The following is a 16,401-nucleotide window of genomic DNA, read 5'->3' as shown; positions in this document are numbered from 1 at the left end:
ATGGGTTTGGAGCTATTAGATCATATCTGTTAACAAAGTGCGATCCCGCCCTGGGGTCGGGCCAGAATGCGGATTCAAACCCATCCAATAGTCAGGTTTATGTGGTTCGTTTTTATGTTGAAGGTGAGCCTGGTAAAAAAATCGTGGTTTCTCTCCCTTCCAAGCAATATCTAAACCATTCTCGTAAATCCAAACGCCTGCGTATTAGAAAGTTCTATTTTGGTTGTGGCTTATCAAAGCGTGGTAGAGCCAAAATCAAAGGGAATGGAAGAAGCAAATTATTGTGTATTGGTGCCAAAGTGAAAATCGGCGCTAACCACCCAGCAGGCCTTTACACCAGTACAATTCCTTTTGAGGTTAATTATAAATGAAGTTGTTTATCTCATGTGTTCTCGGCTTAATTTTCACAACACAAGCCTATGCTCAGCTACTTATCGCACCGACTCGTTTTGTACTGGATGCCGACACTTCGGTGACTGAAAAAATCGTCGTCGAAAACAATTCAGATCAACCGATTCGCTTGGAGATAAAACCGATTTATCGCCCGGTAAAGGCGAGTGGCTTAGTTCGAACTGACGCTAATATCGCGCAATCAGAAGATATCGCGAGTTGGATTAAAGTGTCACCACCAATAATTCGTGAACTTAAACCCAATCAAAGACGCACGGTTCGCTTACGTATGAATGCTTTACCTGCTGACATGGCTGATGGTGAATATCGTGCTTACTTGTGGTTTTCCCCAATAGCAAAAGCTGCAGAGCTATCAGACATTGCGTTGTCTTCAAGTAAAACCAACAGTGATGGTTCAGCCTTTCAACTGAACTTTCACATCAACAGTTATGTACCCGTTTATGTTCAGAAAGGTGAGCAGGTGCAAGATGTTAAGTTTGCGTGTGACAACCAAAGCATCAAGATTCGCAACGATGGAAACTTTCAGTTTACTGCGAAATTGAATGTAGACGAGTATAGCGAAAAAGTGGTGCTACTTCGTAATGCTGAATTAACCAAGCCTTTCCCAAAAGGCTCAAAGATATCACTGGTTCAGAACGAACAGCCTCTGTACGAATGTGTTCTGTAATGCTCGTTTCATTGTCGCTGACTCTGTAAAAGCCAGTGTTCAATTGCATGGTTTGGCGACTTTTGTTGCTCGCTTCACTGTTTCCTTTTGGTGCGTATTCGCAATCTAAAGCAGAAAGTGAGGCGAGTGAACTCTATCCAGCCCATGTTGAAGTTCGAGTCGGGAAAGTGGGGGATAGCTTTTATCGTGTCATGATGGATGACTACGAAGAACCCTTCATTTCGATATCCAATGCCGCTTTTTATCTGCTCGAAATGAATGGTCAGTGTGATGAAAGCGGATATTGCGAACTGTATTTGCCTCAAGATGTGGGAAGAGAATCTCCTCCGTACATTTTAGATACCGAACAAGCCATTTGTTATCGCGATGACAACAATATCCAGTCGATCAAATATCAAGTCATCGACTCAGAAACTTACATCCACTGGTACAGCTTACAAGCTTGTATCCCGGCTAAAGTGCGTTGGGATATTGATGATTACCGGCTCACCGTTTCTCCAGAATTTAGCTCATTGACTGAGTTGGAAGCGGCTATTTCTAAGATGAAAAATGAGTCACGTAAGAAGGCCGAGGATCTCAAGCGAGCTGAAAACACGCCAGCTTTCGAACCTGTTGCCGCCGTGGGTTTGGCGACTCGGTTAGCGACTTCGGTTTATCACGACAGTGAAACTGGCGGTGATGTTTACGCAATTTCAGACACCATATTAAGCACTGAACACTCCTTGTCTCGCTTGTCGATTGATTCACGAGAAGATAACCCCATCGTTTATTACAACGTTGCGGTAGAAGCTCATGACGGTGAAGGCTCTTTGGAAGTCGGCCATGTGTTATTAGATGGCAGCGTCTTTACCGTGAATCAAACCCTCGAAGATGGGCTCTATTACACCAACCGAAAGCGACAGACAGAGTTCGGCAACCTTCAACTCGAACGAACTACTCAACCTAATATCAGCATCGATGTTTTGGTCAATGGCATTTATCAAACCACTTATCGCTCTGATGAGTTTGGACGTTTCGTGGTTGAAGAAGACAACATCTCCCCCGGTGACACCATCAAGTTTCGCTACTACTTATCGAAAGGTGTCTGGCAGGAAGAAGAGATCACCGTCGCCGGTTTAGAAGATGCATTTCTGCCAAGCAACGAGTGGGGCGTGCAAGTGGTGGGCAATGAAGGTGCAGACCGAGCTGGCGCTGTGTCGCTCGAATATGGGCTTGCCGATTACTTCACCGTGGGTAGTGCCTTTATGAGGCAAAATGGCAAAGACTTGATTGGTGTTCAAGGACGATACTTACCGGCGCATTGGTTCGCGGGTCATATCGGTTGGTTGCCGGAGTTCAATCGGTTTCCAATGGAGTTTGATATTTTGATCAATGGTGATCAGTCGGCATCGATAGAGCTTAATAAAACCGATGAATTGGACTTAGAGTCGATGGAGTACGATGTTTTCAAATACAACCTGTCGCTTGCCAATCTAACGGCCTTTTTGACGGTAAGGGATGATGAAGATGAGTTGAGCGTTGAACCCAAGTTGAACTCGAAAGTGGCTCGTAATCTGTTTGTCTCATACGCCGGTGACTATCGATACATCAAAGCTTCTCATCAAGAAGACTATCTACACACTATTGGTTTGGCTAAAAGCGGTTTTTCGGATACGTCGTGGAATATTTCTGGAACTGTTGATGGATCTGGTCATCATGAACGAACAGAATTATCCCTAAGGAATGCCTGTAAAGAGTGCCTGCTCGATCCTCTGGAGGTTTTTCAAGAGCTCACGACGAACGTATCGGCTCGCTATCAAAAACAGGAAGTTTCGTTTTCCGCCTCTTTAGAAGCTCGAGTGAACCCTTATTTACTCTTTAAGCTAGAAGGAACCGAAGACCGATACGGTGTCGAGATGACAACCGAATTCGGTGCTAAAACTTACTTTGATGAAAGCATTGGTGAGTTTGTTGAGTGGAATCGATACAACCATTCTAAGCTGACGGGCGTTGTCTACGATCACCACAAACAACCTATACCAGGCGTAAGCCTACAAATTTTAGACCAACGAGCGGTCAGTGATGCAAAGGGCCGATTTGAATTCTCAAGTGTTCCAGCTCGAGAGAATCTACCTATCTATATTGATGAAGGGGCGCTCGACCTTAACCTCACGCCGATTCAAAACCCTGTGTTTGTAAACACTAAGCAAGTCGGGCTAACTCATGCTCACATCGAAATGGTGGTGTCATTTGGCGTCGATGGCACAGTGGAAGGCGATCTAGAAAACAGTGCTTATCTGCACTTTAAACATATCCAGAAAGGCACCGAGTATTCGAGCGAGATTGAGAGCGATGGCTTTTACATGGTAGAGGGGCTCATCGCGGGCAAATACATTGTGACTTTAGAAATGGGCGACAAGCGATACGTGCAAGGTGCCGACTTGAACGGCGATTTCTGGGTAAGCGACCTCACATTCAACCTCATTGATTTTCATAAGGTGTACTAGATCTGATCGCTTTGATTAGTCTGATGGAGGCGACAGTATCAATCGCACTTTCTGTTTCGTGGTTAGCTCTCGGTTCCTCAAATCTTTGAATATGTCCTTCCATTCTTGAAAGGTGACTACTATCGGGTTAAAACTGTTTACGGGCTTAGTGACGCCGTAACGCACGATTTCAATTTCAGGCTCGAACGTACCAAACAATTTATCCCAAATGATCAAAACACCGGCGTAGTTCTTATCGATGTATTGCGGGTTTTTGCCGTGATGTACTCGATGATGCGAAGGGGTGTTAAAGATGTATTCAAGTGGCCCCAAGCTTCGTATCCATTGTGTATGGACGAAGAACTGCAAACCTAGATTGAGAAGCACCACAAAGATGACCCATTTAGGGTCGAAACCGATGATGACGAGCGGTACCCAAAATAGCCACATGCCTGCGAATGGGTACATCAAACTCTGACGGAAAGCCGTACTGAAGTTCATCTGTTCTGAACTGTGGTGCGCGACGTGCGCGGCCCACATCCAGCGAATACGATGGCTTGCTCTATGGAACCAATAATAGAAAAAGTCTTGTAACACCATCAATACTACAAAACTCAGCACGCCCATTTCAATGTCCATTAAGCGCCAACCAAACAGCCATAGATACAGCTGCACGACCAATAACCCGGTGAGCAAATCGGAGAGTTGATGCATCCCCGCAAGCGTGAAGTTACACATCACCTCTGAAAGTTTATAGCTGGAGTTATCTGGTAGTCGACCTTGTTTCTGACCGATAAAATACTCAGCCAACATGCACACCACGAATAAGGGTGCTAATACCAGCAGTAGCCATTCTGGGTGATTGATTAATGCGTCGATATTCATGTTTTATCCTTGTTGAGACGCCATACGCGTTCTTAGTATCAAGTTTACTTAGACTTGCTCGCCTGAGATTCAATCAGCAGAATTACGTTACCAGCGAGCAAAGTGATCTTCTGTTAGGCCAAGAACACCATCAAGTTGATGTGTCACTCCATTGTTGTCTTCAATCGAGCCAGAAAAGTGACCAATGAACTGACGAAAGTTACTCTTTAACAGCCATAAATTGAGCTTTTCGCTGCGGTTATTTAAGGGCGTAAAGGTCAGGTTTATACGTCCATCTTGTGATGTTATCTGCCAAGGCAAGTTCGTGTCTTGGCGACTGAACGTAAACTGTACCGGGTTAAGCAAGTGTCTGGTTCCATTGCCCCATAACACGTTTTCGCAGCCTCCGGTTTCATTCACGCCCGCCGCGAGGTTTAGGCCAATATCTGTGCCATTGGATTGCGTGTTGATGCTTGCCCAGCGCCAACTGGTTTCACGTCTCATGTAGCCCGCTGAAAAGTCATAACCAGCACGAGCTTGTTCGAGAACGAGTGATTCTCCTTTGATTTGGATTTCACCGCTGATGCGCAAAGCATTGTGTTTTTGGGTGTAAGTCCAACCTGAATAACCCGTTGGGCTGCACATCGCTAAGGGCAAGCTGTCGGCTTTAGGCTCTAAAGCGATATCGGCCGTGATGAGTTTGGTATTCAAGCGAACTTGCCATTGCCCACCTTCAATATTAAAGGTGATGCTATGGCCTGCAATGCTTGTCTTTCCTTCAAATGGCGAAGCGGTAACTTGTTTATCAACCCCAAACGGCCTCAACCAAGATGACTCTTGCAGATCGTTGTTCTCGATGTCGTAGACATAACAAAATGCCGAGCCTAAGTAACGAATATCCGCGATAGCGACACCAATAATGTGCGTGTCGGTGACGATGCTGACAAACTGAAATTGCTTGTAGTGGAAGTGCTTCTGCCAAGGGGCTGCTTTTGAATCCATCGAGTTTCGGTAGTCAAAGTTCTCGATGTTCAGGTGCTTGGGGATGCCATCGAAATGTCCAATGCTCGGCTGACCATTAGAATCAATCAAACTGTGTGGGGCTGGGTTGGTTTTTATCATGGCGATAGTTCACATAAATTTAACAACTAAAGCCATTGTGCGATGAGTAGCGTAGAATTGGGAGGTCATATTCGGACAAGAGCGCGTTACCAATCACGATTTTGTCAGTAGTGTTGTTGAAGCTGAGTAGTCATGTTTATGGGAATGGGCTCGATATAAGGAGAGACGATTGGAGATTATCGCGGAGTATAAGCCGACCGGACATCGGCATCAGTTGGGTACATTAGATATCGCGCTGCTGTTGAATACGTTAGAGCAACGAGGTATCGATATTGAAAGGCTACTCAATGATGTGGGTTTGCCGAACATGGATTGGCGAGACCCGAATGGAAAGCTGACTTACGCTGATAAACTTGCGTTATTTAGCTCGGCTAATCAAAGCTTTCCTCACGATGGCTTAGGGCTTTGGCTGGGAGAACACGCTAGCTTGAGTCACTTTGGTGTGTTGGGTTATGCGCTATCAACCAGTCAAAATGTCGGGGAGGCCATCAAGTCGGGCTTCAAGTATTTGCGCCTGAATGGGCCTATCTTCTCGGTTAAATTACTTCTAGATTCCGAGCAAGCGGTGATTCGGATAGAGAACACTTTGGAAGTGGGCGAACTCCTGCCTTTCTGCAGTGAATATTTCTTGAGTTCAATCGTCTCTTTGTTCAAAGAACTGACTGGTCATGAGTTGGATATCTACACTTTAGCATTGCCTTATGCTCGCCCCAATTACGCCACGCTCTATGACGCGCGTTTCCAGTGCCCTGTAGTTTTTGAGCAGAGCCATTGTGAACTGCGTTTTGATGCCTTGGTTCTGTCGCAAACCTTATTGACTCATGATGCCGCGACACTGAAACGTTATCTCTCGTCTTGCCAGTCGATAGTCGAAACGCTGGACTCTGAGCATTTACTGACTAACCAGATCAAAACGATCTTTTATCAAACCGCAGGCAGCTTCCCGACTATAGAACAGCTCGCGGATGAGTTTGGCTGTAGCTCTCGTACACTCAGGCGAGAGCTAGTGACCCATGATTCCAGTTATCAAATATTGCTTACCGAAGTTCGAGTGGAACTGGCCAAAGAGCTGTTACTCGGCACAACCATGAGTATCGATGACATCGGTGAAAGGCTCGGTTATAGCGACCCCGCAAATTTCAGAAGGGCGTTTAAAGGTTGGCTCAATAAGACGCCCGCGCAGTTTCGTGACGGTTTAAGTTAAAGCGTTACTTGCTAAAAAACTGTTCCCTGAAATCGGATACTTGCTGCTGATAATAACTGTCCCAATCGTGTTGAGTCCAAGTGCCATAACTTGAGGTTCGCTGAAAGTCTAAGGTCGCTTTGAGCTGATCCAGTTGCTCGTGATAACTCATCACGGTTTGTTGCTGTTGCGCGACTTGCTGTTCTCGCGCGGCAATGTTGCTGGCCTGCGTTTCATCTAAGTAGGCCTCTTGAAGGTCGGCTTTGACTGATACTATTTCAGCAGGGCTATAGCTGCTGGGTATCAAAGAGACTGCCAATTCATATTTTTGAAGCTGTGTTTCGGTGTTTAACGTGTCCGTATTGTTTTGCCATTCACTAAGTAAATCTTGGTAGCTGGCCAAAAACTGGCTCGCTTCGTTTTCTTTAAGGGTGTTTGCGTCGAGCGTAAAATCCAGATGAGCTAACTGGTCTGCGAATAGCTGGTGGGCCAACTCGCCCCATACTTGCTGTGCAGATTGTTTGAATAGGGCAACACGCTCTTCAAGAGTCTCTATGGATTCAAGAGGGATAGTGCTTTGGGTTAATTGCCAGTCGGCTGATAGCTTCGGATAGTCGCTCAGTAACTCAAACCATATACTCGGCAATTCTGATTTCAATCGTGCTAGTTGCTCAGTGCAGTCATCACGTTGTTGGCAAAGCTTCCAGAACCCATCGAGTTCATCGAATAGAGCTTTACCTTCAAGTTTGCTTAAGTTTTCAACATGCGTTTCCCCGCCCGATGATACAGCTTCGGCTGGTTTGCTCTGCGATGCTGCATTTCCCGAACTGGCGGTTGCAATTGGCGTGGAACTGTCGTCAGCAGTTGTCGCAGAAACACGCGGCTTAGGTCCTGTGTGTTGAGCAGAAGATAGCGGTGTTTCAGTGGATTTTGATGACCACGAATAGCCAACAATGCTCGCCGTTAAGACGAGCACTAGGATTAATATAACTCGATGCATTATGGGTTCACCGCGCTACTTGATCACGGCTCTGACAGGGAAGTGGTCTGAAAGGTTGTAGTGCTTCCATAATTCACTGCTAGTTGAGCGAGGAACATCAACGCGGTTATTGTTGTGAGTTTTTTGTGCGTACTCCGAACTCACCACTACGTAATCCAAGTATTCGACATTTTCCCCGCCAGACATAGGTTCGCCTGCAAAGTTGTTGATACGAGGATCAAAGGTTGAAGCGGTATAACCTGAATACTCCGGCTCATCGGCTTGCAGGTTAGCGAACATCTGTTGGTAGTCATCTGGGAACTTGAGCTTGTTCACGTTGAAGTCACCGCTATAAATAACCGTCTCTGAAGTTGGTATTTCCAGTGATTGAGCAAGCTGACGCATCTGTTTAAATTGGCGCTGTCGGTAATCACGAGCGGTGTCCGTATCGAATGATGCCGTGTGGGTACCGAATACATGGTAAGCCTGACCATTCTTGATAACTTCGGCGTAGTTAACGCCTTTATCAGCAAAGCAATCTGTGCCCGTACAATCAGGGAAAACATACTGAGCTTCGTTAACGATAGGATAGCGGCTGACAATGATCACACCACCGTCGTATATGTTAATCCCATCTTTATCGAGCATTTTAGTTTGATAAGGATACTCTTTCGCAAGCTCACGCAAGAATTCATCTCTGCCGTTGGCAAACACCTCTTGAAGCGCCAACACGTCGTAGCCCTTTACGTATTGAGGGAGAAGATCGTAGCGGTCACCAATATGTGAAGCGATGGCAGGCAGCGCCCAGATGTTATAGGTCATGACTTTGAGTGTATTGGCATCTGGCTCTGGTTGCTCATCCACTTTTGGTGGAGTGATGGTGTAATAAATATCATCGTAGCGCGCCGTAGAATCGGCTTTAAGTGCTAGCTCTGCATTAACCCCGAATGCATCGGTTGTGCTGCGATGAATATTACGATCGTCATGCAACGTTAGGTTGACGTCTGCGGCGCTTAAACCATGTTGCAGTGTCGAGTTGTACCAATGACCCTTCATGGTTTGGTTGAGCGTGACGCTTTCTCCAATAGAGTTTGATACCACAGTGTCAAACTCATAGGTCTTCCCAGATTTCACACCAGTCCAGCGATTAAAACTGATCAGCTTCTTCGTCTCCCAAGGGCCAATCTGTTCAACATGCTGTTGCCACTCATCACCGAACTGAAGCTGGTCGGTGCCTGTGTGATTGGTTTGAATCGTCATTACTTGGCTAGTGTTATTGGTCAGGTACACATCGGTATCTGCAATAGCCGAGGTTGAAATGAATGAAGCTGATGCAAGTATTGCACTCAGGCAAGTCCATTGAGTTTTCATTTTCACGTTATCCTTACTGATTGGTTTAAAGAATAACGTAGTAAAGAGTTGTGACATTGGAGTTATAACTCTATGGGAATTATCCAAATATTAGATATATGCCATGGTTTTATAAATTAGATTACTCATTGAAAATTAACATATTGCTTTGCCTGAATGATAAGTGATACGCGCGCACGCTAAAAAATAGAGGAACGATCTGGGTTTAAGGGTAAGTCACTAGTGGTTGTTTTCGTGGAAATCATAGGTCGGTAAATAACCAGAAATGGATGCTGTGAATCACGATAAGGGAAAACGCTAACCGCCTTGCTCTATCAGCATAAATTTTGCCATTGTTCAGTAAACAGATTCCTCAAAAACAGGTATGATAGTGTCGTTTTTAATCCTGAACTGGGAAAGTCATGGCAAAGTTAACACTCCAAGAGCAAATGCTTAAAGCTGGCTTGGTAAATGAGAAAAAATTAAAGAAGGCGAAGAAGGGCTCTAAAAAGTCTCGCGTTCAGTCTCGTGAAGCAAAAGCGGCAGCAGAAGAAACTAAACTGGCGCAGCAAGCGAAAGACAAAGAGTTAAACCAACAGTTGAAAGAACAGCAGTTGAGCAAAGAAATTAAAGCTCAAGTGAAGCAACTGATTGAGATGAACAAGATCGAACAGAAGAACGGTGAGATCAAATACAACTTCACCGATGGTACGCTAGTTAAATACCTTTACGTAGAAGATCTGACTCAAAAGCAACTAAGTAAAGGCATTCTAAGTATCGCGCGTCAAGGCGAAAGCTATGTTGTTATTCCTACTGCGGTAGCGAACAAGATCGCGATGCGTGACGAAGAATCTATCGTTGATACTCAAGCTTCAAGCTCAGATGAAGTTGACGAAGATGACCCGTACAAAGACTTCGTGATCCCAGATGATCTAATGTGGTAGCCCTCGACTAAACCACTCTCTAATTCGTCAATTACTTGTGGCGTTGAAGAAGTATTAAAAGCCCCGATGTGTTTTACATCGGGGCTTTTTCAATGTTGGCAACTGCATAGAATTATTTACGGGCTCATCTGAACCGGTCGTGTCTCTATGTTCGAGAAATAATTCATTGCCAGTGTCTCACTTACGACCGCTTTACTGGTAAGTAGGTAAGCAAGTAGGTTACCTACTAAGGCTTTGGCCAGCTAATCGGCAACAATGTCTGCGATGTCGAAAGTTGAGTCTTGTTGGTTGTTTTTAAGTTGATGATATTCAAGCTGATATTGCTCATAGCCATCAAAATAGCAGTCGCCGATTTCATTGCGCGGGCAAATTTTTACATCGTCTCTTGCGACCAGTTCAGTTGAACAAGATGGGCAGTGTTTCATAGATCCTCCTGATGGAATACCAGTGTATAACCGGCCCCATTAACTCAAACTTTTGTTTCGTTGTGATTTAATTTTTAAGTCAAGTAGCGGGTTTATTGGTCATAAACTCGCTACTTGTTGCTGTGCTTGGCCACAGAAAGGAGCAGCGATATAAGGTGCTTCGAGTTCGACAATGCTGTTTATTGGATGCTACATATATTGAAGCGAGAGCGGCTACCTCCACCTAACATTTTCACATTCTCTTTGTTGCTAAGTGCCTTCCATGCAGTACTTTCTTCCGCACTAAGGTTTGAAGGTTGGTAATCTAAGTTAGCGTATCTGGATACAACCACTTGTTTATCCATGCCACCAGATAGGCTATCGATTACATTAGTTGTCACTTTTCCATCGGAGTAGGCCATGACCAAAACTTCATCATTTTCTTCAAGCGCTGAGACTAACGTGCTTTGATTGTCTTTGCTGTATTGAACATCACTGTAACCTTGGTCTGCGTCTGTCTGTTTGCCTGAAATTGAACGATAAAGAAGGCTCTTTTTACGTTTCTTTAAGGAGCTAAGTGGGGTCTCATTCTGCTTGCTATAAATATTGACCACTTTAATATCGTTTTGAGCAGCGTATTTCAGAATTGAACTTTGGTTTCCGAGTCCTCTGCGTGTCAGCGCTGGCGAGTTTTGCAAGCTTTGAGATAAGCGTTGTTCGGTAGCATCAACGATGACAATCGCAGGTTTGTTACCTTCACTTAACGATTTCTTTAGTGCTTGTCTAACTTCGATATGTGCCATTTTCCCTTCTACAGTATCCCAGTTCGGTGCATGCTGAGGTGTTGCGGATGGTCTTGTTTCAAGCGTATATGGCTTGTAGTCGTAGTGCTCTTTCGGCCAATAGGTGTTTCTTTTTACTTTTCCCAAATCGTCAGCCAAATGAAATTCACTCACGAGCTTTTCATTTTTTAAATACGCCTTAGGTTTTTCTTGTCCTAGCGCTTTCCATTGGAAGTACATCTCTTCACGAAGGTTGATGATTGACTGCCTGGCATTACTGATTTCCGTAACGGGATCTCGACCGTGTTCAGCATTGTTGTAGTGAGTAATTCCTGTGGTCTGATATTCATAATTTGGAATCACATACTCTGTCGCTTTATTGGTGTCTGGGTGTCGGTGAGACAGAGGCGCATTACCTTGAGGGACGGCACCAGAAGAGAAGTCTCTCGCGTGTATGAGTTCATGCCCTAATGCGACGGTTTGATCAAACGGTGTCTCTGTTCCTGGAATATTGACTATCTCCGTGGTGGAGAAGTAAACCGTATTCGAGACCCCCTTACCATTAAATTGTCGCTGCCAAGCAAGCGAGGCCTTTTGTTGATCTTCAAATATAGAGGGTATCGTCTCAAAGAGTCTTCCTGGTCCTTCTGGTTCTCTTATCACAGTGACAATAGTAGCTTTAGACTGATCGACCCCTATCGTGTGTTCAATTAATGGGGCAACACCATCATTCGGCGCATTGACCGGTGTGTAAGTTGCTATTTGTCGTAAGATTTCTCGTCCAGTTTGCGATAGCTGCAGTTTGCGGATCAATACGCTCATATCGGAGAGGTAGGCGTCACTCTTTGTTTGTACATAGAGGTTTCTCGACATGCGATAGAGTTTTCCGTAGGTGTCTGAATTGTAGCCAGCAATGACTTTTACGCCATCCGGAGCATCGTAAAAAAGACCAAATTCTGCCCCTTTTCCTGCGTCTGTATTTATTGAGTTAACAAGCATTAAAAACCCTGATAGGGCTAGGATAATACTATTTTTCATAAACTGACTCCTCTAACGCTATTTGTAATTCAATCCAATCTTCGAGTTCTACAAGAAGAAAATGGGTGATATGTGGAAGCAGAGTCAGCTCTTCTTGTTTAATGATTTGCCCAAGTTGGTCAATTGCAGACTCAAGGTTTCCTTCGTTCAACGCTATTTTTATGTCCGCTAGCTGGCTCCATAGCGCATGCGAAGCTACATAAGCTACCTGCTGTTCCATTTCATCTTGATACTCATTGGAAAGGTAGTTTAGGTGAGGAGTTGAAAGCGTACTGTTAAACAGCTGATGCTTGCTGTTAGGTGATACATTGACTTCTGACTGCTGATGTTGTGCGATTTGTAGATAGAGCGAAAGGTCGCCTAATAAATATTGAAGTTGGTTGGCATTCGTCGTCTTCATTGTCTTTTCAATGATGCTCTCAATAGCGCTTTGAAAGTTTCGTTCAAAGTGAGCGCTTGGCTGCGACATCACGTCATCGAGTATGTCTGCCATTTTAGGGGCATAAAACCTAAGGTTTGCTGCAGAGTATACACTTGGATACGGTAAGGAGTAGTTGAGAGAGCGGATGTAAGACATTGAAATAGCGAGCTTGAATTGAGGTTGAATAAAATGTTTAAAAATTTCATATTGTTTGATTTGATCTAACACTCCGCCGCTCGGTCGCTCTGTTAGCAGTAGTTCATACCAACGGCTAATCTGATACCAACTTTTACGAACATTTGGATCAGAGCTGTCAATTCCTTTGCTATCTAAGTATTCGCTGAAAGGCGTTTGGTAGCTAAGAATCTGGATGTTCGCTAACTCGGACACTAGCTCTTCAAATAGTTTATTCGATGACTGGCCTGATATGTAAGCGCTAGCGGTGTTGATTAGCTGAGTTCTAAACAAGCCAGTGGGCCAACCATTAATAATCCTTGATGCAATATGCTTTTCGACATTAAATTCTACCTTTTTTAGCAACAACTCGGATAACTCAGCGTCTTTTTTAGGATGGTAAGTATCATACAATGGGCCAGAGTCTTTACATGCATCTAGAGAAGCTTGAATACCGCCTGGGGCAATGGAAGGAACACCCCAGCAAGTTCTTGCGGGACGGACTTCTATAGTTGCTGTACTGAGTTGTTCCTCGCTCAGGTAATCGATATCCCACATTTCTTTCGCATACTCTCTCAATCCACTTTGCCTTACTTGAAATTCCAATATACTTCGGTTGATTTTGCTTTGTGTAATGATCGATGCCACGTGAGGCTTTGGCCTTTCTATGAGCCGTTTAACTATGTTCTCTCTGTGTGTGGATAGTCGGCGCAAAGCGATTTCAACAAGTTCTCTTTTTTTGCTATGTATATTTAAAGCGAGAGCGTGATAGTTATCTGCGTTCAGGTTGTTAATCAGATCATCAATGCGTGCTGGTCCTTCAGTGCGAATGCAGCGTTCGATCTCTGTTAAAGAGGATCGACCGTTTTGGCATAGAGGTTGGTTTAGATTTGAATCAGGGGAAAGGTGTCCGATTGACTTCAACAGTTCTAAATCAATTCGAGCCATTTGCTTAGAAAGTTGCCTATCGTATGCAGAGGTGAGTCGTCGGTATTCGGTGTCTGCTTCAAGAAGCAGGTGGTCGACGTACATTGAGGCACTGTGTAATACGTGATTGTCGTATTTGTTAAGTAGAGAAATTGCGTCCTCTTTTTTGTGGTGGAAACGAGAAAATTCTGAGGAGTGGTTGGTAAACACGTAATGTGATTGGTTTTCAAATTCGGTGATTTTTTCTTTGGCTGCGAAGTACTTAATGTCATTCGATAATAGGTTTAGCTCATCACCAACTAGAGGAACTAAGGAAAAGATAGAGGCCGCTTTATCGAGCCGAGTTGAGGATTCCTGAGAGAATGTTTGGACCATGTTGTCGACCCAAAAGCCGACTGCGACTGCATCTCCGATTGGCCCTAAGACTTCCAACGTCGAAGAACCAGCCTGACCTAGTCGGTTTATTAGGCTTTCTTGGCTTAACGAGCTTTCGAATGTCTGCGGGACATTAGCCAACACTTTTTCTGTTTTTGGCCATGCTGATGCGAAAGATTGCGCGTGCGCACTGTGTTCAAGTTCGCCTAACGCAGTACCAAAATCTGGCTCTGCATAAAGCTCATTTTTAGACCATAAAGTGGCCCGATTATTGTTTATTGTGTGTAGTGATTGTGTATCTTGAACTCCGTCACTTAAGCAAAGTGCGGCTGATAAAGGACTATATACGATAGCTGTGAGCCACCATAAATCGTTTTTTTTGGTCATATTCAAATACTAGTTTTTTTATCGCGGTTAGGTGAATAGCACTTTTCGATTAGCTTTTTACTGACAAAAAGGAGATCAGTGTGGGCATAAGTGGCGAATAGGTGCTTTGGCTTTCTTTGGGGTTGTCATCAACAAAAAAGCTCATCACCAGTGTGATGAGCTTAGATAGGGGGAAATGTGAGCTTGTTTATCGCTGTATAGGGTTAATCATAAGTTGAGCATCTTCATATCCCAGCTGCGCGAGGATTTCAGAATCAAAGTCAGTTACCACCTGAACATCGCCGACATAGTAGTTTTTATGATTGTTCAGTGCGGTCATCGCATCAAATGAGTCGACAGAGTGTTCTTCACCGATATCGATCAGGCCTGAATATTGAGATTCAGCACTGAATTGACCTGATACGTGAGTGTAGAACGGACGCAAACTTGCTCCTGCTGCATATTGCATGCTGCTCAATCCATTGGTGTTGATAGCCCAGCTCCAATCCCACCATTTCATCTCACCAGGAATATAACGGTGATCCCATTGATAGCGTATGTTCGCTTGTTCTTCGCTATTAGTCCCCATGGTGAAGGTGTGGGAAACAGTTGGACGATTTGTCGGGTGATTACTGAGTGCATTGCCGCTAAAGCGAAGGAAGCCAGTAAAGTTAACGTCATAACTCATGTTGGCTTTTATGCGGTAAGGGTAAGAGATGGTCGAGCGTAAGAACTCGACTTGAAAGGGCAGTACTGAATTCGCGGGAACCGTAATGATAGCTTGCAGTTCACTCGATTCAGAATGAGAGCCATTATTGCTCTCAGAGAAGCGTTGGCCTTTCTCTAGCAACACTCTTACGTCCGTTTTTCCGACTTGTGGCCAACTAAAGTTATCAGAAATGATCACCGAATCAGCAAGGTCAAAGCTATTGTTTTTTTGCCAACGAGTTGATTGTTCAAACTGAAGGTCAACGATGATCTGCTTAGGCTCATTACTTTCGTTTATTGCGTAGGCAGAAACGGTTTTGATTAGCTCTTGGTTTGGTTCTGTGATTAAACCATGCCAAAATGCGTTGCCATCGAGCGTGTAAGAGAAGTTGTCGATTGTGATTTTTGTTTTTTCGTCACAGCGATCACCGGTGCAGCTTCTATCGCTATTCCCTTTAATCTCCCAACCATTGTTAAGCGGTTTTATTGCCATATCTTGACCGACATAACGCCCGTTGTCGCCTCCAACCCAAGCGTAACCCAGGTTATGGGCCAAGTAACTCAGTGGTCTGATAAAGTTCGTGTTGTCGCTGACTAACGCGCGTTGAACATCAAGGTTATTGTTCGTTTCGATGGCTTGCGCTTCGTAGTAAGGGAGGCCTGCGTCTGGGGTATTGGGGTAACACCAGGTATTGTCGCTTGGTTGTCCTTGTTTGATGAGCCCGTGGTAGCCAGACCCCATGATCCCCCAGTCATTTTGAAGGCCTGCTATGTCCCACACGTTCATGCGATAGATTAGCGCTGTTTTGTGTTCTTGTGCTTCGGTATGAGTAAGTGGGCGATAGTCCGAGCGACAAACATCTTCCCCAAGCTTGTCTAAGACAATTTGGTCTGAGTATATTTTTGAATGAGCCGTCAAAGGTATTAATGATAGGGCAGTGCTAAATAGCATGGTTTTACTGACGTTGAGCATGAATAAATTCCTAGGTGCCAATATTTGGCTATTATTTTTAGATGCGATTTATATGTGTTTTTATAAGTATTTTTAGCCGAGGGTCTCTAGCGGGGTGTACTCTGTCATATAAAACAAAGCCAAAAGTACTGAAATGAATTGAAAATAAATACTCATAAATATCAGAGGCTTGTACTGATCAACTTGTCGTTTGATCAGGGCGGGATCGCACTTTGTTAACAGATATGATCTAATAGCTCCAAACCCAT

At 44.4% G+C, this 16,401-nt stretch carries 13 protein-coding genes; 5 read left to right on the top strand and 8 right to left on the bottom strand.

Features of this window, described 5'->3' with window-relative positions; genetic code table 11:
* Positions 1-14: 14 nt before the first annotated feature.
* Genes ACED45_RS22185 through ACED45_RS22175 form a run of 3 tightly spaced genes read left to right on the top strand, consistent with a single transcriptional unit; the run spans position 15 to position 3,564 of the window.
* On the top strand, positions 15-371 hold the full coding sequence (locus ACED45_RS22185) for a DUF4402 domain-containing protein (protein WP_371715032.1): 357 nt from the start codon (positions 15-17) through the stop codon (positions 369-371).
* Positions 368-1,078: a fimbrial biogenesis chaperone gene (locus tag ACED45_RS22180; protein ID WP_371715030.1), complete on the top strand. Its 711-nt coding sequence runs from the start codon at positions 368-370 to the stop codon at positions 1,076-1,078. The genes ACED45_RS22185 and ACED45_RS22180 overlap by 4 nt, the downstream gene beginning before the upstream one ends.
* 47 nt (positions 1,079-1,125) lie before the next feature.
* Entirely contained in the window at positions 1,126-3,564 is a 2,439-nt protein-coding gene (locus tag ACED45_RS22175) for a carboxypeptidase-like regulatory domain-containing protein (protein ID WP_371715029.1), read from the top strand.
* A 15-nt stretch (positions 3,565-3,579) separates the two neighbouring features.
* On the opposite strand, the gene ACED45_RS22170 is transcribed toward ACED45_RS22175, so the two are convergent.
* Entirely contained in the window at positions 3,580-4,428 is an 849-nt protein-coding gene (locus ACED45_RS22170; RefSeq protein WP_371715028.1) for a sterol desaturase family protein, read from the bottom strand.
* Between the two features lie 87 nt (positions 4,429-4,515).
* Positions 4,516-5,529, bottom strand: coding sequence for a DUF2804 domain-containing protein (locus tag ACED45_RS22165; protein WP_371715027.1), 1,014 nt, complete (start codon positions 5,527-5,529; stop codon positions 4,516-4,518).
* Positions 5,530-5,698: 169 nt separating this feature from the next.
* Between ACED45_RS22165 and ACED45_RS22160 the strand changes: the two genes are divergently transcribed.
* Positions 5,699-6,733, top strand: a complete 1,035-nt coding sequence (locus tag ACED45_RS22160; RefSeq protein WP_371715026.1) for an AraC family transcriptional regulator — start codon at positions 5,699-5,701, stop codon at positions 6,731-6,733.
* Positions 6,734-6,737: 4 nt separating this feature from the next.
* On the opposite strand, the gene ACED45_RS22155 is transcribed toward ACED45_RS22160, so the two are convergent.
* Together ACED45_RS22155 and ACED45_RS22150 are read right to left on the bottom strand one after the other, a co-directional pair.
* Positions 6,738-7,688: a chromosome partitioning protein ParA gene (locus tag ACED45_RS22155; RefSeq protein WP_371715031.1), complete on the bottom strand. Its 951-nt coding sequence runs from the start codon at positions 7,686-7,688 to the stop codon at positions 6,738-6,740.
* A 39-nt stretch (positions 7,689-7,727) separates the two neighbouring features.
* Positions 7,728-9,062 carry a sphingomyelin phosphodiesterase gene (locus ACED45_RS22150; protein WP_371715025.1) on the bottom strand — a complete coding sequence of 445 codons (1,335 nt, stop codon included), beginning with the start codon at positions 9,060-9,062 and terminating at the stop codon, positions 7,728-7,730.
* A gap of 401 nt (positions 9,063-9,463) precedes the next feature.
* Between ACED45_RS22150 and ACED45_RS22145 the strand changes: the two genes are divergently transcribed.
* A complete protein-coding gene (locus ACED45_RS22145; RefSeq protein WP_004734880.1) occupies positions 9,464-9,985 on the top strand; it encodes a DUF2058 domain-containing protein in 522 nt (173 codons plus the stop codon).
* Positions 9,986-10,227: 242 nt separating this feature from the next.
* Here the strand turns inward: ACED45_RS22145 and ACED45_RS22140 are convergent, their stop codons facing one another.
* The 4 genes from ACED45_RS22140 to ACED45_RS22125 form a co-directional block, all read right to left on the bottom strand.
* Positions 10,228-10,410, bottom strand: coding sequence for a hypothetical protein (locus ACED45_RS22140; RefSeq protein WP_285954099.1), 183 nt, complete (start codon positions 10,408-10,410; stop codon positions 10,228-10,230).
* Between the two features lie 179 nt (positions 10,411-10,589).
* Complete coding sequence (locus ACED45_RS22135; RefSeq protein ID WP_371715024.1) at positions 10,590-12,209, bottom strand: M91 family zinc metallopeptidase; 1,620 nt, start codon at positions 12,207-12,209, stop codon at positions 10,590-10,592.
* The gene (locus tag ACED45_RS22130) at positions 12,199-14,493 is read right to left on the bottom strand and encodes a hypothetical protein (protein WP_371715023.1); all 2,295 of its coding nucleotides are present in this window, start codon (positions 14,491-14,493) and stop codon (positions 12,199-12,201) included. Before ACED45_RS22130 ends, ACED45_RS22135 begins: the two co-directional genes overlap by 11 nt.
* Before the next feature lie 187 nt (positions 14,494-14,680).
* Complete coding sequence (locus tag ACED45_RS22125) at positions 14,681-16,153, bottom strand: aerolysin family beta-barrel pore-forming toxin (RefSeq protein ID WP_371715022.1); 1,473 nt, start codon at positions 16,151-16,153, stop codon at positions 14,681-14,683.
* Positions 16,154-16,401: the final 248 nt, after the last annotated feature.

The organism is Vibrio crassostreae (assembly GCF_041439375.1).
GTDB classification, from domain to species: Bacteria; Pseudomonadota; Gammaproteobacteria; order Enterobacterales; family Vibrionaceae; genus Vibrio; species Vibrio crassostreae_D.
Note: the sequence above shows the minus strand (reverse complement) of the source record. Positions and strands in the feature narration are given on the sequence as shown.

What these genes read in the sequence shown, in the direction of transcription:
- ACED45_RS22180 (WP_371715030.1), top strand. Translation starts at nt 368, where the DNA reads ATGAAGTTGTTTATCTCATGTGTTCTCGGCTTAATTTTCACAACACAA.
- ACED45_RS22170 (WP_371715028.1), bottom strand. Translation starts at nt 4,428, where the DNA reads ATGAATATCGACGCATTAATCAATCACCCAGAATGGCTACTGCTGGTA.
- ACED45_RS22175 (WP_371715029.1), top strand. Translation starts at nt 1,126, where the DNA reads ATGGTTTGGCGACTTTTGTTGCTCGCTTCACTGTTTCCTTTTGGTGCG.
- ACED45_RS22135 (WP_371715024.1), bottom strand. Translation starts at nt 12,209, where the DNA reads ATGAAAAATAGTATTATCCTAGCCCTATCAGGGTTTTTAATGCTTGTT.
- ACED45_RS22165 (WP_371715027.1), bottom strand. Translation starts at nt 5,529, where the DNA reads ATGATAAAAACCAACCCAGCCCCACACAGTTTGATTGATTCTAATGGT.
- ACED45_RS22140 (WP_285954099.1), bottom strand. Translation starts at nt 10,410, where the DNA reads ATGAAACACTGCCCATCTTGTTCAACTGAACTGGTCGCAAGAGACGAT.
- ACED45_RS22130 (WP_371715023.1), bottom strand. Translation starts at nt 14,493, where the DNA reads ATGACCAAAAAAAACGATTTATGGTGGCTCACAGCTATCGTATATAGT.
- ACED45_RS22145 (WP_004734880.1), top strand. Translation starts at nt 9,464, where the DNA reads ATGGCAAAGTTAACACTCCAAGAGCAAATGCTTAAAGCTGGCTTGGTA.
- ACED45_RS22125 (WP_371715022.1), bottom strand. Translation starts at nt 16,153, where the DNA reads ATGCTCAACGTCAGTAAAACCATGCTATTTAGCACTGCCCTATCATTA.
- ACED45_RS22150 (WP_371715025.1), bottom strand. Translation starts at nt 9,062, where the DNA reads ATGAAAACTCAATGGACTTGCCTGAGTGCAATACTTGCATCAGCTTCA.